Annotated in this window: 21 protein-coding genes; 3 read left to right on the top strand and 18 right to left on the bottom strand. The window is 64.6% G+C overall.

All coding sequences use genetic code 11. The features are described 5' to 3' along the window. Positions 1-5: 5 nt before the first annotated feature. From BLW25_RS09220 to BLW25_RS09305, 18 genes are all read right to left on the bottom strand, one after another. The gene (locus BLW25_RS09220; RefSeq protein WP_092898382.1) at positions 6-1,781 is read right to left on the bottom strand and encodes a sensor histidine kinase; all 1,776 of its coding nucleotides are present in this window, start codon (positions 1,779-1,781) and stop codon (positions 6-8) included. A 46-nt stretch (positions 1,782-1,827) separates the two neighbouring features. After that, complete coding sequence (gene purQ, locus BLW25_RS09225; protein WP_092898384.1) at positions 1,828-2,496, bottom strand: phosphoribosylformylglycinamidine synthase subunit PurQ; 669 nt, start codon at positions 2,494-2,496, stop codon at positions 1,828-1,830. Positions 2,497-2,856: 360 nt separating this feature from the next. After that, entirely contained in the window at positions 2,857-4,500 is a 1,644-nt protein-coding gene (gene recN, locus BLW25_RS09230) for a DNA repair protein RecN (protein WP_092898386.1), read from the bottom strand. A 65-nt stretch (positions 4,501-4,565) separates the two neighbouring features. Beyond that, entirely contained in the window at positions 4,566-5,426 is an 861-nt protein-coding gene (locus BLW25_RS09235; protein WP_092898388.1) for an outer membrane protein assembly factor BamD, read from the bottom strand. A 245-nt stretch (positions 5,427-5,671) separates the two neighbouring features. Continuing rightward, on the bottom strand, positions 5,672-6,616 hold the full coding sequence (lpxC, locus tag BLW25_RS09240) for a UDP-3-O-acyl-N-acetylglucosamine deacetylase (RefSeq protein ID WP_092898390.1): 945 nt from the start codon (positions 6,614-6,616) through the stop codon (positions 5,672-5,674). A gap of 246 nt (positions 6,617-6,862) precedes the next feature. Next, positions 6,863-8,659 carry a cell division protein FtsZ gene (gene ftsZ, locus BLW25_RS09245; RefSeq protein ID WP_092898392.1) on the bottom strand — a complete coding sequence of 599 codons (1,797 nt, stop codon included), beginning with the start codon at positions 8,657-8,659 and terminating at the stop codon, positions 6,863-6,865. Positions 8,660-8,919: 260 nt separating this feature from the next. Next, positions 8,920-10,254, bottom strand: a complete 1,335-nt coding sequence (ftsA, locus tag BLW25_RS09250; RefSeq protein ID WP_092898394.1) for a cell division protein FtsA — start codon at positions 10,252-10,254, stop codon at positions 8,920-8,922. Continuing rightward, entirely contained in the window at positions 10,251-11,216 is a 966-nt protein-coding gene (locus tag BLW25_RS09255; RefSeq protein WP_092898396.1) for a cell division protein FtsQ/DivIB, read from the bottom strand. Before BLW25_RS09255 ends, ftsA begins: the two co-directional genes overlap by 4 nt. After that, positions 11,204-12,121, bottom strand: coding sequence for a D-alanine--D-alanine ligase (locus tag BLW25_RS09260; RefSeq protein ID WP_092898398.1), 918 nt, complete (start codon positions 12,119-12,121; stop codon positions 11,204-11,206). Before BLW25_RS09260 ends, BLW25_RS09255 begins: the two co-directional genes overlap by 13 nt. A 103-nt stretch (positions 12,122-12,224) precedes the next feature. Further along, positions 12,225-13,157 (bottom strand): UDP-N-acetylmuramate dehydrogenase, encoded by a 933-nt coding sequence (gene murB / locus BLW25_RS09265; RefSeq protein WP_092898400.1) that lies wholly within the window; start codon positions 13,155-13,157, stop codon positions 12,225-12,227. Positions 13,158-13,225: 68 nt separating this feature from the next. Next, on the bottom strand, positions 13,226-13,603 hold the full coding sequence (locus BLW25_RS09270) for a hypothetical protein (protein WP_092898402.1): 378 nt from the start codon (positions 13,601-13,603) through the stop codon (positions 13,226-13,228). Positions 13,604-13,671: 68 nt separating this feature from the next. After that, complete coding sequence (locus tag BLW25_RS09275) at positions 13,672-13,917, bottom strand: DUF2484 family protein (protein ID WP_233093075.1); 246 nt, start codon at positions 13,915-13,917, stop codon at positions 13,672-13,674. 67 nt (positions 13,918-13,984) lie between these two features. Further along, positions 13,985-14,320 (bottom strand): hypothetical protein, encoded by a 336-nt coding sequence (locus BLW25_RS09280; RefSeq protein WP_092898404.1) that lies wholly within the window; start codon positions 14,318-14,320, stop codon positions 13,985-13,987. Positions 14,321-14,324: 4 nt separating this feature from the next. Next, positions 14,325-15,752 (bottom strand): UDP-N-acetylmuramate--L-alanine ligase, encoded by a 1,428-nt coding sequence (gene murC, locus BLW25_RS09285; RefSeq protein WP_092898406.1) that lies wholly within the window; start codon positions 15,750-15,752, stop codon positions 14,325-14,327. Next, a complete protein-coding gene (locus tag BLW25_RS09290) occupies positions 15,749-16,840 on the bottom strand; it encodes a UDP-N-acetylglucosamine--N-acetylmuramyl-(pentapeptide) pyrophosphoryl-undecaprenol N-acetylglucosamine transferase (RefSeq protein WP_394328429.1) in 1,092 nt (363 codons plus the stop codon). The genes murC and BLW25_RS09290 overlap by 4 nt, the downstream gene beginning before the upstream one ends. Next, entirely contained in the window at positions 16,840-18,003 is a 1,164-nt protein-coding gene (locus tag BLW25_RS09295) for a peptidoglycan glycosyltransferase FtsW (protein WP_092898410.1), read from the bottom strand. The genes BLW25_RS09290 and BLW25_RS09295 overlap by 1 nt, the downstream gene beginning before the upstream one ends. Positions 18,004-18,218: 215 nt before the next feature. Next, complete coding sequence (locus tag BLW25_RS09300; RefSeq protein ID WP_092898412.1) at positions 18,219-19,292, bottom strand: glycosyltransferase family 2 protein; 1,074 nt, start codon at positions 19,290-19,292, stop codon at positions 18,219-18,221. A gap of 60 nt (positions 19,293-19,352) precedes the next feature. Next, positions 19,353-19,925: a cytochrome b gene (locus BLW25_RS09305; protein WP_092901804.1), complete on the bottom strand. Its 573-nt coding sequence runs from the start codon at positions 19,923-19,925 to the stop codon at positions 19,353-19,355. A gap of 213 nt (positions 19,926-20,138) precedes the next feature. Here BLW25_RS09305 and BLW25_RS09310 point away from each other — a divergent pair, with 213 nt between their 5' ends. From BLW25_RS09310 to BLW25_RS09320, 3 genes are read left to right on the top strand one after another with little or no spacing between them, the layout of a single operon-like run. Beyond that, a complete protein-coding gene (locus tag BLW25_RS09310; RefSeq protein WP_092898414.1) occupies positions 20,139-21,827 on the top strand; it encodes a (2,3-dihydroxybenzoyl)adenylate synthase in 1,689 nt (562 codons plus the stop codon). Positions 21,828-21,844: 17 nt separating this feature from the next. Next, complete coding sequence (locus BLW25_RS09315; RefSeq protein ID WP_253188328.1) at positions 21,845-22,075, top strand: phosphopantetheine-binding protein; 231 nt, start codon at positions 21,845-21,847, stop codon at positions 22,073-22,075. A gap of 1 nt (position 22,076) precedes the next feature. Then, entirely contained in the window at positions 22,077-26,030 is a 3,954-nt protein-coding gene (locus tag BLW25_RS09320) for a non-ribosomal peptide synthetase (protein WP_092898418.1), read from the top strand. Positions 26,031-26,040: the final 10 nt, after the last annotated feature.

The following is a 26,040-nucleotide window of genomic DNA, read 5'->3' on the forward strand; positions in this document are numbered from 1 at the left end:
TGACCTCATTCTGCTGCTTGTCTTGCGTCGCCAAGGATCGGGAGCTGCATCTCGAAGACTGCGCCTCCCTGCGCCCCATCCTGCGCTTCGCCATTATGGGCGGTCAGCCGGCCGCCCAGATCGGTTACAATCCCGGAAGAGATCGCAAGGCCAAGCCCCACGCCCTCGCCGGGTTTCTTCGTCGTGTAGAAGGGCTCGAACAGGTTATCGAGATCGATGATCCCCGGCCCGTTGTCGCGCACCGTCAGTGTCGCCGTCTCGCCTGCGGCGAGCAGAAGTTCGATCTGCGGATTGGGAACCTCGCGCAGCGCATCAAGCGCATTGCGCAACAGATTGATAATCACCTGTTCCAGCCGGATCCGGTCTGCCATCACCATGACCGGCTGGCGCGGCATGCCGCGCACGATCTTGACGACCCGGCTTTTCAGCTGCGGCTCCATCATCGCCAGCGCCGATGAGACACAGGCGCGCAGATCCACCGGCTCGAAGGCCTCGCCGCCTTTGCGGGCATAGGATTTCAGCTGGCGGGTGATCGACCCCATCCGGTCGATCAGATCGTCGATCCGCTGGAAGGAAGACAGCGCCTCTTCCGGCCGTTTGCGCTGTAACAACAGCCGCGCACCCGCGAGATAGGTCTTCATCGCGGCCAGCGGCTGGTTCAGCTCATGGCTGACCGCCGCCGACATCTCGCCCAGAACCGCCAGTTTCGACGATTGCTCCAGCGTCTGCTCGGCAACCTGCAGGTTGGCCTCGACCTTTTCGCGCTCGGCGATCTCGCGTTGCAGCCGCACATTCAGCGCCCGCAGTTCCGCCGATTCGCGGGCCAGCGACCAGGAACGCGACCAGGCCCGCCGTGTCAGGAAATAGAAGGCAATCGACATCAGGATCGCGAAACCCATGATCTCGAGCGCGAGGATACCATTCACCCTTTCGCGGACCTGGGTGTAATCGGTGAAGGTCACGATGCGCCAGCCGCGAAACGGAATACGCGCCTCGGTCTTCATCACCGGATCGCCCTGCATCCAGGCATCGGTGCGTGGCCTTGCCCAGTCAGTCGAGGCCTGGATCGCGCGTTCAAGCGCGCTCATGGGTTCGCCGCGCGCCATGGCCTCATTCAGCGGGCGGCCACGCCAGGAGGGCACAGTGGTCAGAATGACCGTACCCTCGGAATTCGTGACCACCACCGCGTCATTCAGCCCCGACCAGGCGCGTTCATATTTCAGCAGATCGACCGAGACGACGATGACACCGAGGATCTTGCCATCCGAGCGGATCGCCCGGCTGTAACTGAAATCATAACCGCCCGATTCGCGCGGAGAAGAGGTAAAGATCGTCTCATTGGTGCGTTGCGCATCAACGAAATACCCTTCCTGACGGAAGTTCGACCCCAGGATATTGCGGTTGGTCGCCCCCACCACGCGGCCATCGATATCGAGAAGCCGGATCGCCGCCACGCCGATTTCCGCCTGGAGCGCGATCAGTTTCGCAGAGGTGCGCGAGAAGTTCCCGTCTTTCAGCGCCGCGATCAGATCCGGGTCGCGCGCCAGCAGCAAAGGGACCACCGAGGTGCGCTGCAATTCCGAGACAAGGTTCCCGGAATAAAGTGCGAGGCGCACATCCGAGCGGTTGCGGTTGGTTTCCGTGAACCGCTCGGTCAGCCAGCGATTCGAGACCAGCACCACACCGATAGCCGCCACAACCAGCGCCAGAATGACAAGCTTTACCCGCCAGGGAAGACCCTGTGGTTTGTCATTCGGCTGTGTGCTCTCGCTGCGAAACATTGCGCTAAAATAGGCGCCGCGCCGGATTGCCTCAAGGCGATGGGGGTCAGGCCAGCGCCAACCCGCCCATGAGCGAGGCGAAAAGCGCTGCGCCATCTTTCGACCCGTGCAGCGGCTCGAAAGCGCGTTCGGGATGCGGCATCATACCCAGCACGCGGCGGTTCTCCGACAGGACGCCGGCGATATCGCCCATCGAGCCATTCGGGTTGTCGCCATAGGTAAAGGCAATGCGGTCTTCGGCTTTCAGCGCCGCCAGCGTTGCCTCATCCACGGTGTAATTGCCATCGTGATGCGCGATCGGCACGCGGATTTCATCGCCTTTTCCGTAATTTGCGGTAAAGGCGGATTGGGTGGTCGCGACCTTCAGCGTGATGGTGCGGCAGATATATTGCAGGCCCTTGTTGCGCATCAGCACACCGGGCAAAAGCCGCATTTCCGTCAGGATCTGGAAACCATTGCAGATGCCGATGGCGTAACCGCCACGCCCGGCATGGGCCCTGACCGCAGCCGAGATCGGCGATTGTGCCGCGATGGCGCCGCAGCGCAGGTAATCCCCGTATGAGAAGCCACCCGGCACGCCGACAATATCGGTGCCCGCCGGAAGATCGCTGTCCTTGTGCCAGACGCGGGTGACATCGAAGCCGGCCTTTTCAAAAGCGACGGCAAGGTCACGGTCGCAATTCGAGCCGGGGAAGGTGATGACGGCGGCTTTCATGGGCGCACTCCGATGGGCACTGGGTTGGCGGCGGTGCCCTTCCTTACTGCGAGCCCGGGCCTTACTGCAAGCCCGCGCCTTACCGGAGGCCCATGCCTTACTGCAAGCCGATGGCCGGTTCCGGCCTCAGGTAAGCGGCTCAGCCCCGCGGGCGCAACCGGCGCTCGAAAACCTCTTGCGAGGGGAAGATCACCGGCAGGCGCCAGGCGGTCAGGATGGATTTCAGGGCAGTCATGTCTTGGCTCCGAAGGAAAAAGGCCTCCCCCGTGCAAGATAGCAGTGCGGCGCTGCGGCGAGAACCCTCAGCCCGGCAAAGCCGTTGGTTGCGGGCTGCATGTCTGACGTCGCGTCAGGGGAAGATCAGGCGCTGATCAGGCTGCGCGCGGCCTCGCGGGCGGCGTCGGAAATGGTGTCACCCGAGATCATGCGGGCGATTTCCTCGACGCGCTCGGTGTCGGAAAGCGCCACCACGGTCGAGAGGGTGACATTGTTTTCGACCCGCTTTTCCACCCGCCAGTGATGCGCGCCAAGGGCCGCGACCTGGGGCGAATGGGTGACGACCAGCACCTGGGCCTCATCTGACAGCGCGCGGAGGCGCCGGCCGACCGCATCGGCGGTGGCCCCGCCGACACCGCGGTCGATTTCGTCAAAGATCAGCGTAAGGCCGCTCGCGCCGCCGGTCAGACAGACTTTCAGCGCAAGGAGAAAGCGCGACAGCTCGCCCCCGGACGCTATTTTGTTCAGCGGGCCGGGCGGCGCGCCCGGGTTGGTGGCCACGGTGAAGGTGACCTGATCCTGACCGTCGGGACCGGGGTCCGAGCTGGTGATCACGCTGCGAAACACCGCGCGCTCCATCTTCAGGGGCGCGAGCTCGGCGGCCATCGCGGCATCGAGCCGCTCGGCCGCCCGCTGCCGCAGGCCTGTGATCCGGACAGCCTCGGCCTGATAATCTGCATCGGCTTTGGCCAGCGCAGCAGCGAGGCGGCCCAGTCCGGCCTCGCCCGCATCAAGCGCCGCGAGACGGGCGGAGAGATCGGCGGCATGGCGCGCCAGATCATCCGCCGGGATACCATATTTGCGCGAAGCGGCGCGGATCGCGAAGAGCCGCTCTTCGGCAGATTCGAGCGCCGCCGGGTCGAAATCCAGCGCCTGAAGCGCGGCCTCCACCCCGGATTGCGCCTCGGAAAGCTCGATCATCGCGCGGGACAATGCGGCCAGCGCCTCGTCAAGACGGCCCGCCGCCTTGTCCGCCGCCGATTCCAGCCAGCGGGTGGCGTCCCGCATCCGGCCCTCCGCGCCCTCTTCCGACAAGGCCCCAAGCGCCTTGGCGACATCTTCGCGGATGCGGCCCGCAGCCTGCATAAGCCGCCGTTTCGTATCCAGTGCCGCTTCTTCGCCCGGTTCGGGCGCGAGCTTTTCCAGCTCGGCCACGGCATGGCGCAGAAAATCCTCTTCGGTCCTGGCCCGCTCAATCTGCACCTCAGCCGCAGCGATCGCCTCGCGCGCGCCGCGGCGCGCCGTCCAGAGACCGCGCAACGCCCCGAGATCAACGCTGCCGAAGAGATCGAGCAAAGCCCGGTGCCCGCGCGGGTTCAGAAGCCCCCGGTCGTCATGCTGGCCGTGCAGTTCAACGAGCGTTTCCGACAGGCCCCGCAACACCTCGGCCGAGACGCGGCGGTCATTGGCCCAGGCCTGGCGGCGACCATCGGCATGGGCCAGGCGACGGAGGATAAGCTCGCCCTCGGTTTCTACACCGGCCTCTTCGAGGATCGCATGGGCCGGATGCCCGGCGGGCAGATCGAAAATAGCCGTGACCTCGCCGCGGTCGGCGCCCTGCCGCACCAGATCGGCGCGGCCCTTCCAGCCGAGCACCATGCCAAGCGCATCAAGCAGGATCGACTTGCCCGCCCCGGTCTCGCCGGTCAGCACATTGAGCCCCGCGCCGAGATCCAGCGTGAGGCGGTCAATGATCAGAATGTCGCGAATGTCGAGCGAGATCAGCATGAGAGGATCAGCATATGAGGTCTGGCATGGATCGGCGGGGACGCATCACGCCCCCTGCCCGACCGTTACAGCCATTCACCACGGACCATCTGACGATAGGCTTTCGACAGCCAGCTGTCGCCCTTGACCTCGGGCGAGAGGCCTTTGCCTTTCAACAGATTATAACCGTCCTGGTAGAAGGGCGAGGACTGGTAGTTATAGCCCAGGATCGCGCCGGCGGTCTGCGCCTCGGCCTCGAAGCCAAGCGCCAGATAGCATTCGATCAGACGATAGAGCGCCTCGGCGGTATGGGTCGTGGTCTGGTAATCCTGCACAACGGTGCGGAACCGGTTCAGCGCGGCGGTATAATGGCGGCGCTTGAGATAATAGCGCCCGATCTCCATTTCCTTCGCCGCAAGATGGTCGAAGGCGAGATCGAATTTCATGATCGCCGAAGTGCTGTATTCGCTGTCCGGATAGCGTTCGATCACATCGCGCAGGGAGACCAGCGCCTGATAGGTCAGCCCCTGGTCGCGGCCGACATCCTCGATCTGGTCATAATAGCTGAGCGCCATCAGATAGGCCGCATAGGGCGCGTCTTCGTCATCGGGATAGAAATCAAGGAAGCGCTGCGCGGCGGCGCGGGCCTCTTCGTATTTTTTCGTCTTGTGATTGACGAAAGCCTGCATGATCAGCGCGCGGCGGGCGAATTCCGAATAGGGATATAGCCGTTCGACTTCCTGGAAATACATCAGGGAATCACCGGCGCGGCGGGCCGTTTCCAGCTCCAGCTCGCCCTTGCGGTAGATTTCCTCGGCATTGAGGGCCTCAAGCGACTCAGTCTTTGAGGTTTTGCCGCCACCGCAGGCCGAAAGCGACACCGTGAGCAGCAAAGCTGCCCCGATCTTCAGCGCCGGAATGCCTGATCCCGGTCCCTTGCCTGCCATCTTCCGCTTATCCAAACCTGACTTCCTTGCCCGGATCCGCCACGTCGCGACCGGGATACTCCCCTGCCCCAGACCGATGGACCCGGTTTACCCGGGGCTCATCCTGGCGATTTGCCTGTGTCCTAGCACAGAAAAATCGGTTGCGCAAAATGCCTTTCTTATCCGCCATAAAGCCGCCTGCCTGTGGGGTGAGGGCCGCCGAACTGCCACTTTGCAAGGCCGGCCCGCCCCTCTGCGGCGCGCAATCAGGCGGCGCGGCGGCGCGAGGACGGCAGATCGCCGCGATGAACGCCGATTCCAGGCAGTTTCCCGCCGATACCGCTGCTGCATTCCTCGATCCGGAAATTGGTCGGGTCGGCGAACAGCGCGCGCAAGAGGCGATTGGTCAGCGCGTGACCGGCACGAATGCCGGTGTAACGCCCGAGAATCGGCCCGCCGGCAAGCGAGAGATCGCCTACGGCATCAAGCATCTTATGGCGCACCGGCTCGTCTTCATGACGCAGACCGCCGGGCGAAACCACACGGTCACCGTCAAACACAACGGCATTGTCCAGCGTGCCGCCAAGCGCCAGCCCGCGTTCGCGCATCGCATCGACATCGGCCTGACGGCAGAAGGTGCGGCTGTCGGACAGTTCGCGCACGAAAGCGCCGTTCGACATGCGCAGATGGCGTTCCTGGGTGCCGATGGCTGCCTCGGCAAATTCGATGCGGAAGTCGATTTCCAGCATATCGGCGGGCTCGAGACGGGCAATCGCCTCGCCTTCGCGCACCTCGACCGGTTTCAGCACGCGGATGGCACGGATTTCCGAGGCCTGTTCACGAATGCCGGCGGCCAGAAAGCCCTGCACAAAGGGCTCGGCCGAGCCGTCAAGGATCGGCACTTCACCGCAATCGATCTCGATCAGCGCGTTATGGATCGCGCAGCCGGCAAGGGCCGCGGTCAGGTGTTCAACGGTCGAGACCGAGACACCATCGGCATTCTCGACGACGGTGCAAAGCCGCGACGGCGTCACCGCCGACCAGATTGCCGGGATATCAGCGCGCTGCCCGCTGGTTCCGGCCAGAATATCGGTGCGGCGGAACCAGATGCCATGATCGGCCGGAGCCGGGCGCACCGTCATGCGCGCAGACTGCCCGGTGTGGAGACCCACCCCGCTGAAGCTGACTGCCGTGTTCAGTGTGTTTTGCACCCTGGTGCCTCTTTCTCTCGCCGTCTGGTCCTGCCTCAGGACAATCGGAACGGCTCCGCATCATTTCCGGCCCTTGGGGAGTAAGCCCCACGCCTTCGTTAAGATTAGTTAGTAAATGGTGAGGGGGATCACAATTCACCTTTTGCAACGGTTTGTGACACAGTTTGCGACTGCAGCAAGATGATGATTCCAAAAGAAAAAGGGCCGGTTTCCCGGCCCTTTTTGTAACATAGGATTCTGCTCGTTTCAGTTGGCCTGTCTTCTGAGGAATGCAGGAATCTCGATCTTGTCCTGATCGTTGCCGGCCTCGCCTTCGTCATCATAGGCGGTAACCGGAGGTTGCTGGCGATGCGACTGGGCCGGGCTGCGCTCGGCCTGGGTGCCACTTTCGAGATGGCCGGCCATACGGTTGATCAGCGAGCCGATGCCAAAGCGCGGGCGTGCAGCCTGCGCTGGTTCCTGGGCAATCGGCTGCTGCTGCGGCTGCGGCTGACGCGGGTTTTTCTGTACCGCATTTGCCAGACGGGCCAGCGCAGCCGGGGTCGGCGTGCCGGGCACATGCGGGCGCGGTGCGACGAAGGAGCCTGCTTCGGCTTCGATCGAAGAAGGCGTCGGACGGGCCGAGGTCATGCCGGCCTGGCCAGCGGCAGGACGCGGGCGATAGACCGGCGGCGGCACGTCATTCACGTGGCCGTGGTGATCTTCGTTCTCATAGCGCGGCTGGAAATCATGGCCATGGTTTTCACCGGCCCCGAAAAGATCTTCGGTCTGCGCTGCGCGCGGTGCAGGCGCAGGCTGGGCAGGCGCATAGGCCGGAGCGGGCGCGTAAGCCTGGGGCGGTGCCGGAGCATAGGCTGCAGGCTGCGGAGCCGGCTGGGGCGCAACGGGCTGCGGGGCGGCCGGGGCATGCATCGGTTGCTGCGCGGCAGGCTGCCAGTTTTGCTGCGGCGCGGCGGCGGCCGGCACGAAAGCCACTTCCGGCACATCGTTGTGTCCGGCGCCATGGCCCGGCTGCAACTGCAGCGGCTGCGCCATCGGGCGGCGCGCCAGGGGTTGTTCGGGCTTCAGCTGCTGGCCCGCATCGATGCCGGTGGCCACGACGGAGACGCGGATGCGCCCTTCCATCGTATTGTCCAGCGTCGAGCCGACGATGATATTGGCTTCCGGATCGACTTTCTCGCGGATGATATTCGCGGCTTCGTCCAGTTCGAACAGGGTCAGATCATGGCCGCCGGTGATCGAGATCAGCACGCCTTTAGCGCCATTGAGGCTGATTTCATCAAGCAGCGGGTTGGCAATCGCCTTTTCGGCGGCCTGAACGGCGCGATCATCGCCATCGGCCTCGCCGGTGCCCATCATCGCCTTGCCCATCTCATCCATCACCGAACGGACATCGGCGAAGTCGAGATTGATGATGCCCGGACGAACCATCAGATCCGTCACACCTTTGACGCCCTGATACAGAACGTCATCGGCCATCGCGAAGGCTTCGGTAAAGGTGGTGCGGTCATTCGCCAGACGGAACAGGTTCTGGTTCGGAATGATGATCAGCGTATCGACGACCTTTTGCAGCGCCTCGATACCTTCTTCGGCCTGGCGCATGCGCTTGCCGCCTTCAAACGAGAAGGGCTTGGTCACGACGCCGACGGTCAGCACGCCCAGCTCACGCGCGGCCTGCGCGATGATCGGGGCCGCACCGGTGCCGGTACCGCCGCCCATGCCGGCGGTGATAAAGCACATATGCGCGCCGGCCAGATGGTCGACGATCTCTTCGATGGTTTCTTCGGCAGCGGCGGCACCAACCGACGGACGCGCCCCTGCGCCAAGCCCCTCGGTCACTTTCAGACCCATCTGGATCCGGGCATGGGCCATGGACTGCTGCAGCGCCTGGGCATCGGTATTCGCCACGACGAACTCGACGCCTTCAAGCTGCTTGTCGATCATATTATTGACCGCATTGCCGCCTGCCCCGCCCACACCAAACACGGTAATGCGCGGCTTCAGCTCTTCCCGCTGGTTCGCCATCGTCAGATTGAGTGCCATGGTTCCGCCTGTCCGTTTTTTCCCAGGTCAACATCAAGGTTATCGCCCGTAAACCTTAATGAGCCGTTTTTGTGATCGTTACGCGCGAGGTATTCTTTTTCAGCTCTGGCCACCCGTCCCGGGGCGCGCCACACCGATTTGGCTCCGAGTCTATCGACATCGGTCAGGGAGGTCACGGAAAAAATAACTCAGTCCCACAAAATATGGGGTCTTCGCCGCCCCTATCGGCGGGATTTCGCGAGTGACGCTGTATCCTGGGGTTACCAGTTGTCCTTGAACCATCTGAATGCCCTGCGCAACGACCTGGCCGGATAGCGTTCGGCGGGAACTTCAAAGTCCCACCACTCATCTTGCGGATGCGCCGCAAAGAGACAAAGCCCGACAGCCGAGGCAAAGGCCGGCCCGGTCGCAGCCTGCGGCAGGCCCTGGACCCGCAGCGGGCGGCCCAGACGGACGCGCTGCCCGAGGATCCGGTTGGCCAGCATATCAAGCCCCGGGATCTGGCTGCCGCCGCCCGTCAGCACGATCTGCTGCGAGGGCAGATGGTCGAAGCCAGCCGCATCCAGCACGGTGCGCGCCTCTTCGAGGATTTCTTCAACACGGGGGCGCATGATGCCGATCAGCTCGGTGCGGGAAATGCGGCGACGGTCTTTCTCCCAGTCGCCGCTTTCGCCGCCAAGCTCAATCATCTCGCGGTCATCCATGCCGGTGGCAAAGAGACCACCATGGCGGGTCTTGATTTTTTCGGCATCGGCTGCGGGGATATAAAGCCCTTTGGAAATATCCGCCGTCACGTGATCGCCGCCCATCCGCACGCTGTCGGCATAGATCATGTGCTTCTTCATAAAGATCGAGACGCCGGTCGCACCGCCGCCCAGATCGATACAGGCCGCGCCCAGTTCCTGCTCGTCTTCCACAAGGCTGGAAATCGCCGAAACATAGGCCGAAGACGCAATCCCCGCCAGTTCCAGATCACAGCGCTGGATGCAGTAAAGCAGGTTCTGGATCGCGGAATCTTCCACCGACAGAAGGTGCATGTCACAGGCCAGCCGGTTGCCGATCTGGCCGCGCGGATCGGCAAGACCCGAGCGGTGATCCAGTGCGAAATTCACCGGCTGCGCATGCAGCACCTCACGCCCTGGCCCGATATCGGGCACATCGCAAGAGGCAAGCACGCGGGCGATGTCATGTTCGGTGACGACATTGTCTTCAAGATCGATCTCGCCCGCCAGCCCGTAAGAGCGCGGCTCGGCGCCCGAGAAACAGGCGATCACGTGATCGACACGGACATTCGCCATTTTCTGCGCCGCCTGGACGGCGGTGCGGATGGCGCGTTCGGTCTCGTTCATGACCGAGATTTCGCCGAACCGGACGCCGCGCGAGCGGGTGGTTGCAGCCCCGATAATGCGGAATTTCGACTGACCGGCCATAGGGCCAACGCCCTCGACTTCGCGCAGGCGGGCTTCGCCGTCGAATTTCAGGATAAGGCAGGCAATTTTCGAGGTGCCCACATCAAGAATAGCAATCACGCCCCGCTGCATGGCAGCCCGGCGCATGTTCCGCATGACGCGTTGGGTCTGGTAGAGGTCGGTCACAATTCGGTCTCCACGGTTTCGGGCAGGGGCTGAAGGCCTTTGGCACGACGAATTTCGTTCATCGCATAGGTGGTCAGGCGCAGGGTCGGACGGTTCGGCAGTCGCAGATCGACCGCAGCCAGATCGCGGGCCAGCATGTCCTGGGCCTGATCCAGCGCCAGCAGACGTTCCAGCGCGCGCACCGGACGGTCTTCGGGCAAAAGAATGCGCTGGCCGCGATCCAGCACGATGTCCCAGCGGCGCTCGCCCATGCGGACAAGGCCCCGGATCCGGGGCGCAATCGGCCCGGCGGCGGCAAGGATCTCAAGCGCTTCAGGTGCGGCGGCATCCGCCCCCTCGCCTGCGATCAGCGGCAGGTCGTCGCGATCGGCCCGTTCAAAAAGGCCTGCGACGCGGTGACCGGTCTCGTCGACCAGCGAGAGCCCCGAGGCCTGGCGCCAGACCAGGACGGGCTGGCGTTCGGTGATCAGGACCGAAAGCACGCCCCCCGACCGCACCCGCAACTCCGCGCCCTTGACGGCGTCAAGTTCCACGACCCGCGCGCGGGCGGCTTCAAGATCAAGGTCAAACGAGCTTTGCGGCAGGTTCAGATCCAGCCGCGAGCGCACGGCATCCGCCAGTTCGACCGAGGAGCCCTCGATCGAGACCAGCGTCACCATGAATTCCGGGCGGCTCTGGAACTTCTCGCGCAGGTCGGTGAAGACCTGGACCACGCCATTGCGGCGCTCTTCGCTCGACATATAGACGCCGGCCATCGCCGCGACTGCAAGCACCGGCAACCCGACCCGCAGGAAAGCGCGCAGGTAAGGCGTCAGCATCACCCGCTGCATCCGGTACGCCCAGAGCGAGGGCGACGGATCATGCACGACTTTCTGACGGGTCAGCGGCGGCTCGGCCCGGCCAAAGGCGGGCTGGCGCCCATGGCGCGCCGGGCGGATGCGAAAGGGGATCAGCGATCGCATGACGCATCCTCGACCAGCCAGGAACAGAGCTCGGGGAAGGAAATGCCCTGATATGCCGCCTGTTCGGGCGCGAGCGAGGTCGGCGTCATGCCAGGCTGGGTATTGACCTCCAGCAGGATCAGCCCCGCAAGGCCGCGGCTTTCATCCCAGCGGTAATCGGCGCGCGACAGGCCACGGCAACCAAGCGCCTTATGCGCCTTTACTGCGATGTCGAGACAGGCGTCAGAGATCTCCTGCGGCAGATCCGCCGGGATCACATGGCGCGATCCACCCGCCTTGTATTTCGCATCGTAATCATACCAGCCATCGGTGACAATATCGGTCACACCAAGCGCGCGGTCCCCCATCACGGCAACCGTCATCTCACGACCCGGCACATAGGTCTCGACCATCACCATCTCGGGCATGGTCTCTGCGAGACGCGGCGCATTCGAGCCGGGATGCACCAGATAGACCCCGACCGAGGAACCCTCGTTATTCGGCTTCACAACATAGGGCGGCGGCAGCACATGGCCGGCCTCAACGTCGTTGCGGGACGCGATCACGCTTTCGACCACTGGCAGGCCGGCGGCGCGGAACACTTCTTTCGAGCGGGTCTTATCCATCGCCAGCGACGAGGCCAGCAGGCCGGAATGGGTATAGGGGATGCGCAGCCATTCAAGAATGCCCTGGACGCAGCCATCTTCGCCCCAGCGGCCATGCAAGGCGTTGAACACGGCATCCGGGCGCAGCTCGGTCAGACGCGCGGCCAGATCGCGGCCCGCATCGACCTCGATCACCTCATAACCCGCCTCACGCAGCGCCGTCGCACATTCCGCACCCGAGGAGAGGGAAACCTCTCTCTCGGCAGACATGCCACCTTTCAGAACCGCCACGCGGGGAAATCTGCCCGATCCCGCCGCCATTTACTGCCTCTCAGGGCCTTACTGACCCCGTTCTTGTTATTCCCGGCTTTATCGCCGCTTTATAACCCGGATCACACGCCTGGATCCAGGGCCTTGACTCTTGTCAGCGACCTGGATCACCAACCCGCATGATTTCCCATTCTAGCGTGATCCCGCTGGATTGGAACACCTTTTTTCGCACCTCTTCCCCAAGTGATTCGAGATCCGTGGCTGTAGCGCCACCGGTATTGATCATGAAATTAGCGTGCATCGGCGACATCTGCGCTGCGCCGACCGATGCGCCGCGCATTCCGGCGTCATCAATCAGCTTCCAGGCTTTCAGTTCATGGCTGTCATCCGCCCGCCCGGTCGAGGAAAACCCGGCCGGGTTGCGGAAGGTCGAGCCTGCCGTGCGCTCTTTCGTGGGCTGCGAAGCGTCGCGTTTCGCGAGTTGCTCTGCCATGCGCGCGACCAGCGCCCCGGGGTCGCCTTCGGGTGCGCGGAAGGTGGCCGAGATCAGCACGGCACCCTCTGGCAGGTCCGACTGCCGGTAGCGCAGATTCAGCTCCGCCGCCGGCAGAACCTTTGTCTCACCCTGGCGGGTGATGATCTTCACCTCCTCCAGATGATCGGCGACATACAGCCCGTAACAGCCCGCATTCATCCGCACCGCACCACCGATACTGCCGGGAATGGTGCGCAGGAAGGTCAGATCCCGCCCCGCCTCGGCGGCCTTTTTCGCGACATGTGCATCCAGCGCGGCTGCACCGGCAATCACCCGGTCGCCGTCGATTTCAATCCCGTTGAACCCCCGCCCGAGCCGGATCACCACAGCGCGAAGCCCGCCATCGCGTATGATCAGGTTTGAGCCGACCCCCATCGGGAAGACCGCGATCCCGGGCGGAAGAGCGGCCAGAAAACCGGCCAGGTCCGCCTCATCCGCGGGCTGGAAGAACCAGTCCGCCGGGCCTCCGACCCGAAGCCAGGTCAGGTCGGCAAGCGGGCGATCAGCGGTCAGCGGGCCGCGCGGAGTGGGGAGAGCCAGAGCATATGTCATGGGCCCCAGCTATCCGCGAAGCCCGGCTTTGTGCAAGGGGGTGCCCATGGGTCAGCGCCGCCTGCGGATCAGCCCTGGCGGCGTTTTGCCCGGATATGCAGGAATTTCAGCGCCAGCACTGTGACCACGACCAGTCCAAGCGCCAACAGGGGCAGCCATGGCAGGATCTGGAGAAGCAGGCCCTCGCCGGCGCCTTCGCGACCCCCGCCCCCGGCGCCTCCGCCGTTCATGAGCCACACGAGGGGTGCCAGCAGCACAAGTATCCAGATCGCGAAGAAGTCGAAGACATTGCGCGCCTCGAGCGCCGCAATCGCCGGGGGCAGCCCCACAAGGCACAGGATCAGGATCAGCCGCAGCGCCATGCCGGAGGCCTCCCCTCTGACAAAGGGGATCACCACCAGCAACAGCATCGCGACTGAAACCGGGATAACATAGGAGAGCGGCATGACAGACCCCCGATCGGACACAGGCCGCAATATTGCCCGGAGCTTTGTCCGGAATATGGCTTTCCGGCTCAGCCCGTTCTGCGCATCGAACGCCAGAACCAGATCAGCGGCCAGCGCATCACACTCGCGCCCCCGATCAGGAAGACAAGGCCCCAGACCGGGCCGTTGCTCCATGTCACCCAGCCCAGCAGCGGAATGCCGATCACCACCAGCATCATCGCGGCCCGGATATGTTTGTCGCGTGTGGGAAACATCGCGATCACATTGGCCAGAACCAGCCAGAGACAGGCCAGGATCAGAGAAAGGTCAATCATGGCAGCCCCGTGCGTTCGGGCGCGTTGCAAGGCGCCTTCGGTGTCAACAATGTTACAGTCAGGCCCGTCACAGGCTATCGGCCAGTGTGAGGGCAAGAATACAGAGGTGAAGGACCGCACAACCGATCCCCACCGGCATGGAATAGGCTGCGATCACGCCGATGATCAGACCGATCCCCGGCCCGGCCGCCAGCCCGACCGCGACCAGCATCTCACCGAGACCGGCCAGATAACTGCCACTCGCAATGGTCGAGAGGTAGAAAAACAGCCCCACAAGCCCCGCCACGACCAGCAAGGTCAGAAGGACCGCAAGTTTCCACCCGCGCCTCCAGGCCGCCCATGCCCCCGCCGCGCTCAGCCAGGTGGCGGCAAAGAACGCAAGGAGCAAGAGGGCCACATCCACCCGATCAGGCCGCCTGGCCGAGAAGTTTCGCCGGCAACCCGTTCGCCCAGGCCGAGATGGTCCCGGCGCCAAGGCAGACAAAGATATCGCCCGGCCGCGCCTGTTCACGGAAGAGCCGCGCGAGGTCAGCCTCGTCGATCACCGCCCGGGCATGGCGGTGGCCATGGGCAATCAGCCCCGCCACGAGATCATCGCGGCTTGCGCCCTGGATCGGATCCTCGCCCGCCGCATAGACCTCGGCGATGCCAACCACATCGGCCTCGTTGAAACAGGTGCAGAAATCATCGAACAGGTTCGAAAGCCGCGAATAGCGATGCGGCTGATGCACGGCGATGACGCGCGCGCCCGGCGTGCCGGAGACCGCCTGGCGTGCCGCTTTCAGCACGGCGGCAATCTCGACCGGGTGATGACCGTAATCATCGATGATCGGCACGCCGCTCACCTCGCCCACCCGGGTAAAGCGGCGGTTGACACCGGCAAAGCCCGCAAGCGCCGCGCGGATCTCTTCTCGCTTCATCCCGAGATGGCGGGCGACAGCCACCGCCGAAAGCGCATTCGACACATTGTGGTCGCCCGGCATCGGCAGCTCGCACCCTTCGATAACCGAGCCTTCGCCCTCGTTTTGCAGCTGAATATCGAAGCAGGACATGCCCTTTTCGAACCTGAGATTCACTGCCCGCACATCGGCCTGGGCGTTAAAGCCAAAGCTGATCACCCGGCGGTCGGCGACGCGGCCGACCAGCGCCTGGACTTCGGGATGGTCGGTGCAGCACACCGCCACGCCATAGAACGGGATATTGGAGACGAAATCGAGGAAGCCCTTGCGCAGCGCCTCGATGGTGCCCCAGTGCTCCATATGTTCGGGGTCGATATTGGTGACAATGGCGATGGTCGCGGGCAGCCGGTTGAACGAGCCGTCAGACTCGTCGGCCTCGACCACCATCCATTCACCGGCGCCTGCACGGGCGTTGGACCCGTAAGCATGGATCACGCCGCCATTGATCACGGTCGGATCAAAGCCACCTTTGTCGAGCAAAGTCGCCACCATCGTCGTCGTGGTCGTCTTGCCATGGGTGCCCGCAACCGCGATGTTTGACCGCAGGCGCATCAGCTCGGCCAGCATCTCGGCACGGCGCACCACGGGAAGCTTGCGGCGGCGCGCCTCTTCCAGTTCCGGGTTGCCACGTTTGATCGCCGAGGAAATCACCACAACCGAGACGTCTTCGCCGATATTCCCGGCCCGCTGCCCCTCGTGGAATTCAGCGCCAAGGCTGACCAGCCGGTCGGTGATTTTCGACGCTTTGCTGTCCGATCCCTGCACCCGGTAACCCAGCGTCAGCAGGACCTCGGCGATGCCCGACATGCCGATGCCGCCGATGCCGACGAAATGGATCGGCCCGAGCTCCAGCGGGAGTTTGGTTGCGGCATTCATCTTTTATCTCCTGCGAGCTCTTCGACCAGCGCCACCAGAGTTTCGGTCGCATCCGGGCGACCGCAGCTCAGCGCATTGGCGGCCATCTGCCGCGCGCCCCGGGGATTTCCGAGGACGGCGGCGACTTGCGCGCTCAGACTGGCGGGGTCAAGCAGTTTCTCGGGGATCAGCACCGCTGCCCCTGCGTCAACCAGGCCGCGCGCATTCGCGGTCTGGTGATCGCCCGTCGCGGCGGCAAAGGGGATCAGCACCGACGGGCGCCCGATCACCGAAATATCCGCCACCGACGAGGCGCCGGACCGCGAGATCACCAGTTGCGCCTCGGAAAGCCTGCGGGGGATATCATCGAAGAACGGCCTGATCTCGGCGCGGATCCCGGCCTCGTAATAGCCGGCCTGCGCCCGTTCGGCATCCTCGGCCCGGGCCTGATGCGCCACGCGCAGATTGTCGCGCAGGCGCTCGGGCAGCAAAGCAAGTGCCGCCGGCACCACATCTGAAAGGATGCGCGCGCCCTGGCTGCCACCGATTACCAGAAGGCTCATCGGGTAGTCACCCGGCTCGATATAGGGGGCGCCGGCGCGTTCCAGGACGCTCGCGCGCACCGGATTTCCGACAGGCTGGCCCTCGATACCAGCCGGCAAAACGGTCGGCCAGGTGCCGCAGGCGACAAGATCAACGCGTTTGGCAAAGAGCTGGTTCACCCGCCCCAGCACGCCGTTTTGTTCATGGATCATCCGCGGGCGGCGCAGCAGGAACGCCGCCGACAGCGCGGGGATGGTCGGATAGCCGCCAAAGCCCACCACGACAACGGGCTTGTCGGTCAGCATCCTGGCCGCCGCTGCGATCACGCCCCCCGCGATGCGGAAAGGTGCTGCCAGTTTCGCCACCACTCCACCGCGCGCGAAAGTGGCCGAAGACACTTTCTCGACAACCACCGCTTCGGGAAATCCGCCGGCATAGCGCGCGCCGCGCTCATCGGTCGACAGCCTGACCCGCCAGCCGCGTGCCAGCATGGCTTCGGCCAGGGCCTGGGCGGGGAACATATGCCCGCCGGTGCCCCCGGCCGCGATCAGCAGCAAAGGCGCCATCAGCGCCTCCGCCCGAAGAGTTCCGCCATCCGGTCACGCGGCCGGGTGCGGGTCAGCGCCAGAAGCATCCCCACCGTGATGCCGGCAGCGATGATCGAGGAGCCACCGTAGGACACGAAGGGCAGCGTCATCCCTTTTGCGGGCAGGAGCCGCACGGCAACGCCCATATTGATCATGGCCTGAACGCCGAAGATGCAGGCAAGGCCCGATCCGGCAAGGCGGGTGAAAGTGTCGCGTTCGGCGGTAAGGCGGACCAGCGAGCGCACCACGACGATCCCGAACAGCGCAAGGATCACCAGAACCAGCACAAGGCCGTATTCCTCGGCCGCGACCGCGATGATGAAATCGGTATGCGCATCGGGCAGCGACCATTTCACCTGTCCTTCACCGACGCCGACGCCGAAGAAACCGCCCTCCTGGATCGCGTTCGCCGCATAGCCCAGCTGGGTGCGCGGATCGACATCCGGAGACAGGAACCCGTCGATCCGGCGGGCAAAGTGTTCAGAAGCGCCATAGGCGGTAAAGCCGCCAAATGCGACAATGCCGATGACGGATCCAATCAGCACCATCGGCGCCCCGGCGATGAAATAGATCACCCCCCAGGAGAAAACGATCAGCGCAGATTGCCCGAAATCGGGCTGCATGGACAGAAAACCGACCACAAGCCCAAGGATCCCGAAGGAAATCAGCTTGCCGGGCGGGCCGTTGATATCCTGGGCCGCCGCCATCATCCAGGCGGTTACGATCACGAAACCTGGCTTGAGAAATTCAGAAGGTTGCAGCGAAAAGCCACCCAGCGACAGCCAGCGAATGGCGCCCTTGCCGTGGTCCTGACCGACGAAAGGCAGCGCCATGACAAGGATCAGCGCGATCACGAAGCCAAGGATCCCGAGCCGCCGCACCACTGAAGGCGACAGGGTCGAAATCGCCAGCATCACCACCAATGCGATACAGCCGAAAATCGTCTGACGCTGCACGTAGAAGAACTGGTTCAGCTCGTTCCGGCTTGCAAGCGGCACCGAGGCCGCAAGGCCCAGCAAAAGCCCGATCCCGAACAGCATGAAAACCGAACACATGGTCCAGCGATCAACCGTACGCCACCAGCGCGGCAGCACAGGCTCGCGCACAGCAACAGGTGAGGAACCATAGACCATCTCAGTCATGGGGAGCCGCCTCGATAAATCGGTAAACCGAATTTCTGCCTCTGGCCCGGGTGTCCCCCCGGGTCCGTGATGTGAAACTCTACCGGCAAAGAGGCAGGAAGGCCAGCGAAAATCCAGCAGGATTATGGCGGTATCAGCCGGGTTTTGCCGGCCAGGCCGGGGGCTTTCCTGCGGCCTGGCGCAGGTCGTTTCAGTTCAGCCAGCTTCACTTTCTTTCAGGCCGTATCGTCGGGGTTCCGCGTCAGATGCTGATATTGCTGCAAAAGACGCATCTCGCGCGCGGGACCAAGGGCATAGCTGCCCGCCGCATGCAGGCAGGCCGCCCAGAGCCGGTAGGCTCCGGCCTGACGGATCAGCTGATCAAAGCGCGCGCGATGCCAGGCGAGCGCCGCCTCATGCAAGGCGGCCACCTGCGGAAGCGCCATCAGCGCGGCGACCTCTTCGGCCAGCGGCACCGCCAGCGCGAGGGCTGCTGTATTCTCCTGATTGTTGAAATTGCGCTCGACCCAGTAATGCAGGTCGATCTCTTTCTGGCTGCGATTGGGCAGGCCACGATCTGACTTCACCACAAAAGCCGCCGCCGAGCGCAGCGAATAATGGTGCATTTCGGCAAGATCACGATAGCCGGTCAGCGGGATCAGCGACAGCCGGCCATCCTGGCTCAGGACGGGGGATAACACGCGGCCGCTGCCATCAACCCAGGCTGCCGGTCCCTGCCCTGCGCGACGCTGCGGCCGATGCACCCCCGGGCGCTGAAACGCCGCTGGCCGGAACAAGCTCTTGAACATTGTGGCCGCTACCGGATGCATCATATCGGGCGGCGCCGAACGGAGGAACTGCGCCGTGACCGGCCGCTCTTCGAACCCTGCGATACCGCCCGCGCCGAACAGACGCCAGGCCAGCGCGACAGCCTCAGTCTCTTCGGGCAAAGCCGCGATCAGATCGGCAAAGCGCCCCTTCCCGCAATGGATCACCGGGAACTCATCGACATCCGAGATCAGCATCCAATCCGCGGCCTTGCGCTCCGGCTCGGCCCAGATCGCCTTGAGCGCGCGCCACTGCACACTGGCAGCTTTGCCTTTCGCAGAGGCAAGCGCGGCCATCGGCGGCTGTGGCAGATGGCGCAGCACGCCCGCCCGGGCCAGGGCGTCCAGCAGCCGGTCGGTCCCGTCGCGACAGTCATTCGAGGCGATCAGAAGATCGCTCGCCCCAAGCAGCCGGTGCCAGGCGAGCCATTCAATCAGATAGGGCCCTTCATCGCGGACCGAGGTGGCACAGAGAATACGCATCTTTCATGCGTTGCGCAGATCAGGCGGCGGGGCAAGCCCCCCTCGCCCGGGCGCGCGCCCTCAGCCGTCGCGCAGGGCCTTTTTGCCGGCCATTTTCGCCAGCGTGCCGTCTTTCCACATCGCCTCATGCAGGCCGACCATCGCGATATGGCCGATCAGCAGCACACCGAAGACCCAGCCCAGCTCGCCATGCACGGCATCCCCGAACCCGACCATCCAGGCAATGGGCTCTTCGCGGGTCGGGAAGAGCGGGAAGCCAAAGGGCGAAAAGCCGCGCCCCGAGCCGAAAGCCCGTGACAGCGCCGCCAGCGGCACGATCAGCATCACCAGGTAAAGGATGCCATGCCCGGCTTTGGCCGCGATTCCGATGATCCCGCGCCCATGAGCGGGCCGGCGCCCTGCATTGACGAAAGCCCAGATCACCCGGATCACGATCAGGATGAAAACCGCAGTGCCAACCGGCCCATGCGAGCCGACTATGGCGCTTTCCCTTGGCGAGACGCCAAACGCCACCTTGAGGATCATCGTCATGAACTGCCACAGCACCAGGGCCGCGATCGACCAATGCAGCGCACGGGTCACTTTGCCATAGGCGCGGGGCGTGTCTTTCAGGGGGAGCCTCATCCGGGTCATGCTCGTTATCTGTTTCACCTGGTCTTGCAGCACGGGTCTTCGGTTTCGGGTTTTGGCCGCGCCTTCCTTACCGCCTAAGGGATAATGCTGCACCTGCCAACCGCCAGACGTAAAGTTGACTATTTTTCCAGGTGGCTTTATCCCGGCCCAAAGAGCGTCATCCCGGCCCGCCGGACATGCCGCAAAACGCCGTCACTGTTCCGCAGGTGCGCCATGACCGAAGCCCCCCGTCCTGATGTGGCCCTGCCTGATGTCGCCACGCCCGATATTTCCGCGCCAAACCAGACCTGGCCCGCAGATTTCGCCGCCCGCTACCGCGAAAAAGGGTATTGGCGCGGCGAAAGCTTTGGCGATCTGTTGCGCCGGCTCGCCGACGAACACGGGCCACGGATCGCCGTGGTCGCAGGCGAAACCCGGCTGAGCTATGCGGATCTTCTGACCGCCGCCGAACAGGCGGCAAGGGGATATCTGGCTCTGGGTCTGCAGCCCGGCGAGCGGGTGGTGGTGCAGCTTCCGAATATCGCGGGCTTCTTTCCTTCGGTCTTTGGCCTGTTTCTGGCCGGGCTTATCCCGGTCTATGCCCTGCCCGCGCATCGTCGCACGGAAATCTCGCATTTCATCGCCCGCTCGGATGCGAAAGCGCTGGTGATCGCCGACAGCTGGGAGGGGTTCGACTACCGCACCCTCGCCCGTGAGCTGCGCGCAGAGGCCGAAGGCCTGGAGGTCATTGTGATCGGCGAGGCGCAGGAATTCACCAGCTTCGCAGACCTTGCTGCATTGGGTCAGGGGGTTGGAACGCTGCCTGAGACCGACCCGTCCCGGGTCGCCTTCATGCAGATTTCCGGCGGCACTACGGGGCTTTCGAAACTGATCCCGCGCACCCATGACGATTACATCTACAGCTTCCGCGAAAGCGCGGTGATCTGCGGGCTGAACTCTGTGAGCGTCTATCTCTGCGCCCTGCCGGTCGCGCATAATTTCCCGATGTCATCGCCCGGCGTGTTCGGGGCGCTGTCAGTGGGCGCGAAGGTGGTGCTCAGCCCCAACCCCGCGCCCGCCACCGCCTTCCCGCTGATCGAGGCCGAGCGGGTCACCATCACCGGCCTCGTGCCGCCGCTGGCGCTTTTGTGGATGCAGGCGGCCCCCGGAAGCACGCATGACCTTTCCAGCCTCGAAGTGCTGGGCGTGGGCGGTGCGAAATTCATCCCCGAAGCGGCGGCGCGGGTGCGCCCCACGCTCGGCTGCACCCTGCAACAGGTGTTCGGCATGGCCGAGGGGCTGGTGAATTATACCCGCCTTGATGACCCGGAAGAGATCATTATCTCTACGCAGGGCCGCCCGATCAGCCCCGATGACGAGGTGCTGGTGCTGGATGATGAAGGCCAGCCGGTCGCCCAGGGTGAGGCAGGCTATCTCCACACCAGAGGCCCCTATACGATCCGCGCCTATCACAACGAGCCGGCAGCCAATGCCCGCAGCTTTACCCCTGACGGGTTCTACCGCACCGGCGATATAGTGAAGCAGCTGCCCGGCGGCTATCTGGTCGTCCAGGGCCGCGCCGGCGATCATATCAACCGCGCCGGCGAAAAGATCTCGGCCGAAGAGATCGAAGATCACCTGCTGGCCCACCCGGCGGTGTTTGACGCCGTCGTGGTCTCGATCCCGGATGCTTTCTTAGGCGAGCGCAGCTGCGCCTTTGTCGTGGTGAACCCGGGCGCCGATCAGCCCAAGCCCACCGCTGTGAAGGCCTTTGTCCGCGGCCGCGGCATTGCCGCTTTCAAAGTGCCCGATGAGGTGGTTTTCGTGACGGAATTCGCCACCACCGCCGTTGGAAAGATCAGCCGCAACAAACTGCGCGCCGAGCTGCGCGCGCGCTATCTGGAAGAAGAAGCCGCAAAATGACTGTTTCCGGTGAGACTGTGACCCTTGAAAAAATGCGGGCCGACATCGCGCGGCTGATCGACCTTGAGCCCGAAGAGATCGGCAATGACGATCACCTGCCCGATCTGGGGCTGGATTCGCTCCGGCTGATGCGGCTGGTCAGCGCCTGGGAACAGGCCGGGCTGAAGGTGGATTTCGCGGTCTTTGCCGAAAGTGCAACGCTCGGCGAATGGTGGGAGGCGATTTCGCACCTGCGGGTGGCTGGCTGAAATGACCCGGGATGTTCAGGAGACGCGCCCTCTGACCGAGGCGCAGGAGGGGCTCTGGTATTTCCAGGCGCTTGACCCGGCCAATCCGATCCTGAACACCGGGCAATATCTGGAACTGACCGGTGCGGTCGATCTGGCGGCCTTGCGCGAGGCCGTGGCGCGGACGGTGCAGGAGACCGAGGCGCTGCATCTGCGCTTTCGCGCCGGAGCGCAGGGGCCGGAACAATGGCTTGTCCCGGGCGAGATCGATTTGGGCGAGGTCGATCTGACCGCATATCCCGATGCGGTGGCTGCCGCGCTGGCGCAGATGCAAGCCGATACCGCCCGCCCCACGGATCTGGCGACAGAGCCTGTGGCGGCTTTCACCCTCTTCCTGCTGCCCGACCGGGTATTTCTATACGAGCGCATCCATCACCTTGCGACCGATGGCTATGGGATGGTGCTGGTCTCGAACCGGTTCGGCGAGCATTACGGCCATCTGACCGGCGCGGGGCCTGCGCCGCTGGCCTTCCCGCCGCTGGCCCGCGCCGATGACGAGGATGCGGCCTATCGCACCGGCCCGCGCAGGGCGGTGGATGCGGCCTGGTGGAAGGCAGAGCTGACCGGCGCGCCGGTGGTGACAAGCCCGGGCACGCTTGCGGGTGAACGCGCCGTCAGCGCCCATGATTTCCACCGCGAAAGCCTCTGGCTGCCTGGCGCGCTGACCAGGCGGCTGGCGGCGTTTTCCGAGGAACATGACCTCGGCTGGCCCGATGTGCTGACCGCGCTGAGCGGCGCCTGTCTCGCGCGCTGGTCGGGGGTGGATGGTGCCGGTGGCGAGACGGTGATCGGCATGCCCTTCATGGCCCGGATGGGGCGCAAAATCGCCCGCCTGCCCTGTATGGCGATGAATGTGCTGCCGCACCGGATCCGCGCCGAGGAAGAGACCCCGCTGGCGCAATGGCTGAAGGGCGAGGCGCTGCGGATGCGCGAGGCGCGCAAACACGGGCTTTACCGCTCGGAACAGCTGCGCCGCGATCTGGGGCTGATTGGCGGGGTAAGGCGGCTGCACGGGCCGCTGGTCAATGTGCAGCCCTTTGACCGGCCTCCGGTTTTCCCGGGGCTGGATTGCCGGCTGCATATTCTGGGCGCAGGCGCGGTCGAGGATCTGACCTTTACCTTCCGGGGCGATCCCGAGGCGGGGATCCTGTTCGAAACCGACAGCAACCCTGCGCTGTACAGCGCAGAGGAGACCCGCAGCCACGGATTGCGGCTGGTGGCATTCCTGGAAGGTGCCCTGGCGGCGGACCGGCTGCGTGATGTGCCCTCGGCCAGCCCGGCAGAGATTGCGGCGCAGGACGCAAGGGCGGCGGCGAGCCGCTGTGATCTGCCCGATGTCACGCTGACCGATCTGATCGTTGCTCAGATGCGGGCGACACCGGAGGCCCCGGCGCTGCGCTTTGGTGCGGCAGGGCTGAGCTATGCCCGGCTTGATGCGGCGAGTGCGGCGCTTGCGGCAGAGCTGCGCGCGCGGGGCGCCGGACCGGACCGGATCGTCGCCGTGGCGATCGAACGGTCACTGGAACTCTCGGTGGCTCTGATCGCGATCCTGCGGGCCGGAGCCGCCTGGTTGCCGCTTGACCCGGATCACCCGCCCGAGCGCCTGGCGCGGATCATCACAATGGCACAGCCGGTGCTGGTCATGACCAGCGAGGCAATCGCGCCGCTGCTGCCGCAGGATGCCCCGCTCTTTCGCCCTGGTGACTGGCCCGAAACCTGGTCCCTGGATGGCAGTGCTGCGCCTGCCGCCCGGCCTGTTGCCGCAGCGGTCTCATCCGCGCTACGTGAAGATCCGGCACCCGCCATTTCCGGCGACAGCCTCGCCTATGTCATCTACACCTCCGGCTCGACCGGCGAGCCGAAAGGTGTGATGATCGAGCACCGCGCCATTGTGAACCGCCTGCTCTGGATGCGTGATCATTACGGCATCGGCCCAGGCGACCGCATCCTGCAAAAAACCCCTGCCACATTCGACGTCTCGGTCTGGGAATTCATCCTTCCCTGTATTTCCGGCGCCGAACTGGTCATGGCGCCCCCCGGCGCGCATCGCGACCCGTCGGAAATCGCCAGGCTGATCCGTGACCACCGGATCACCACGCTGCATTTCGTGCCCTCCATGCTCTCGGCTTTCCTCGCGGCCCCCGCCTCAGAGGGGCTCGCCATCCGCCGCACCTTCTGTTCCGGCGAAGAGCTCACCGCCGATCAGCGCGCGCGCTTTCACCGTCGCATCAGCGGCGAATTGCACAATCTTTACGGCCCGACCGAGGCCGCGGTCGATGTTTCCTTCTGGCCCGCAACGCCAGAGGACCAGTCCAACCCGCTGCCGATTGGCTGGCCGGTCTGGAACACCTCACTGCCGGTGCTGGATGAATATCTGCGCCCGGTACCTGCGGGCATGCCCGGCAATCTTTATCTTGGCGGCGTGCAGCTGGCGCGCGGCTATCTTGGCCGCCCGGATCTGACAGCCGAGCGGTTTATCGAAGACCCGCGCCATCCCGGCCTGCGCCTCTATGCCACTGGCGATGTTGCGAAAACCCGGCCTGATGGTGCCGTGGTCTATCTCGGGCGTTCGGACAACCAGGTCAAGATCAGGGGCCTTCGGATCGAGCTGGGCGAGATCGAGGCGGCGATCATGGCGACCGGTCTTGCGCGCGAAGCCGTGGTGCTGGCGCGGGAGGACCGCGCCGGGGAAAAGCGCCTCGTGGCCTATCTGGTGCCTGAAACCGGAACGGCGGCGGATTACCGTCCGGGAAGTCTTGCGCCTTTGCTCGCAGCCCGCCTGCCCGCTTATATGGTGCCCGCAGCCGAGATCGCGCTGAACGGGCTCCCCGTCACCTCAAACGGCAAACTTGACCGTAAGGCCCTGCCCGCGCCCGAATTTACCGCATCGGGCCGCGCGGCCGGGACCGGGGCAGAACGCCTCCTTGCCCGGCTCTATGCCGAGGTCCTGCATCTTGATGCTCCCGCCCCGGCCGAGGCCGATTTCTTCGCGCTTGGCGGCGACAGCCTGTCGGCGGTGCGCCTTGCGCTCCGGATCGGGGAAGAAACCGGTCGCGCGCCTGGGCTTGGCACGATTTTCGCCGCGCCGGTCCTTGATATGCTGGCGGCACAGCTTGACGCATCGGGGCCAACCGATGACGGACTGGGGCCGCTGATCCGGCTGGCGCAGGGCAACCCCGACAAAGCGCCGCTCTTCCTGATCCATCCGGCGGGCGGGCTTGGCTGGGGCTATCGCGCCCTTGCCCGCGCGCTTGCGCCAGAGCGCGCGGTCTATGCGGTCCAGCATCCGGGTCTCGATCCGGCGCAGCCTTTGCCCGAGAACCTCGGCGCGCTGGCAAAGAGCTATGCGGCACTGGTGGCGCAGGCGCAGCCCGAAGGCCCGATCCACCTTGCGGGATGGTCGGTGGGCGGCATCATCGCCCAGGAAATGGCGGTTGAGCTGGCGCGAATGGGGCGCGAAGCCGGGCTCGTGGCGCTGCTCGACAGCTACCCGACCGATGTCTGGCGCGACGAGCCGGAACCCGATCCGGCGGCCGCGCTCCGGGCGCTGCTGGCGATTGCCGGGCATGACCCCGAGGCGCATCGTGACCTCGACAGCCGGGACAAAGTGGTCGCGTTCCTGCGCGCCGGAGACAGCGCCATGGGCGCCCTGCCCGAAGAGGTGCTCAATGGTGTCGTGCGGCTGGTGACGGATACCAATCGTCTGGTGCGCAGCCATCAGCAGCGGCATTTTGCAGGCCAGATCACCCATATCCGCGCCGGGCACGACCATGCCGGGCGCGATCTCACCGCCGCGCTCTGGGCGCCCTATGTCGGCCAGACAGAGATGCTGGAAGTTCCCTTCCTGCATTCGGAGATGATCTCGCCTGCCGCTGTCGCCCTGATCGCACCGGAGCTGGCAAAGCGGATGGGCTGAGTGCCCATTC

The sequence above is a fragment of the Rhodobacter sp. 24-YEA-8 genome (assembly GCF_900105075.1).
In the GTDB taxonomy this organism is placed as follows: Bacteria; Pseudomonadota; Alphaproteobacteria; order Rhodobacterales; family Rhodobacteraceae; genus Pseudogemmobacter.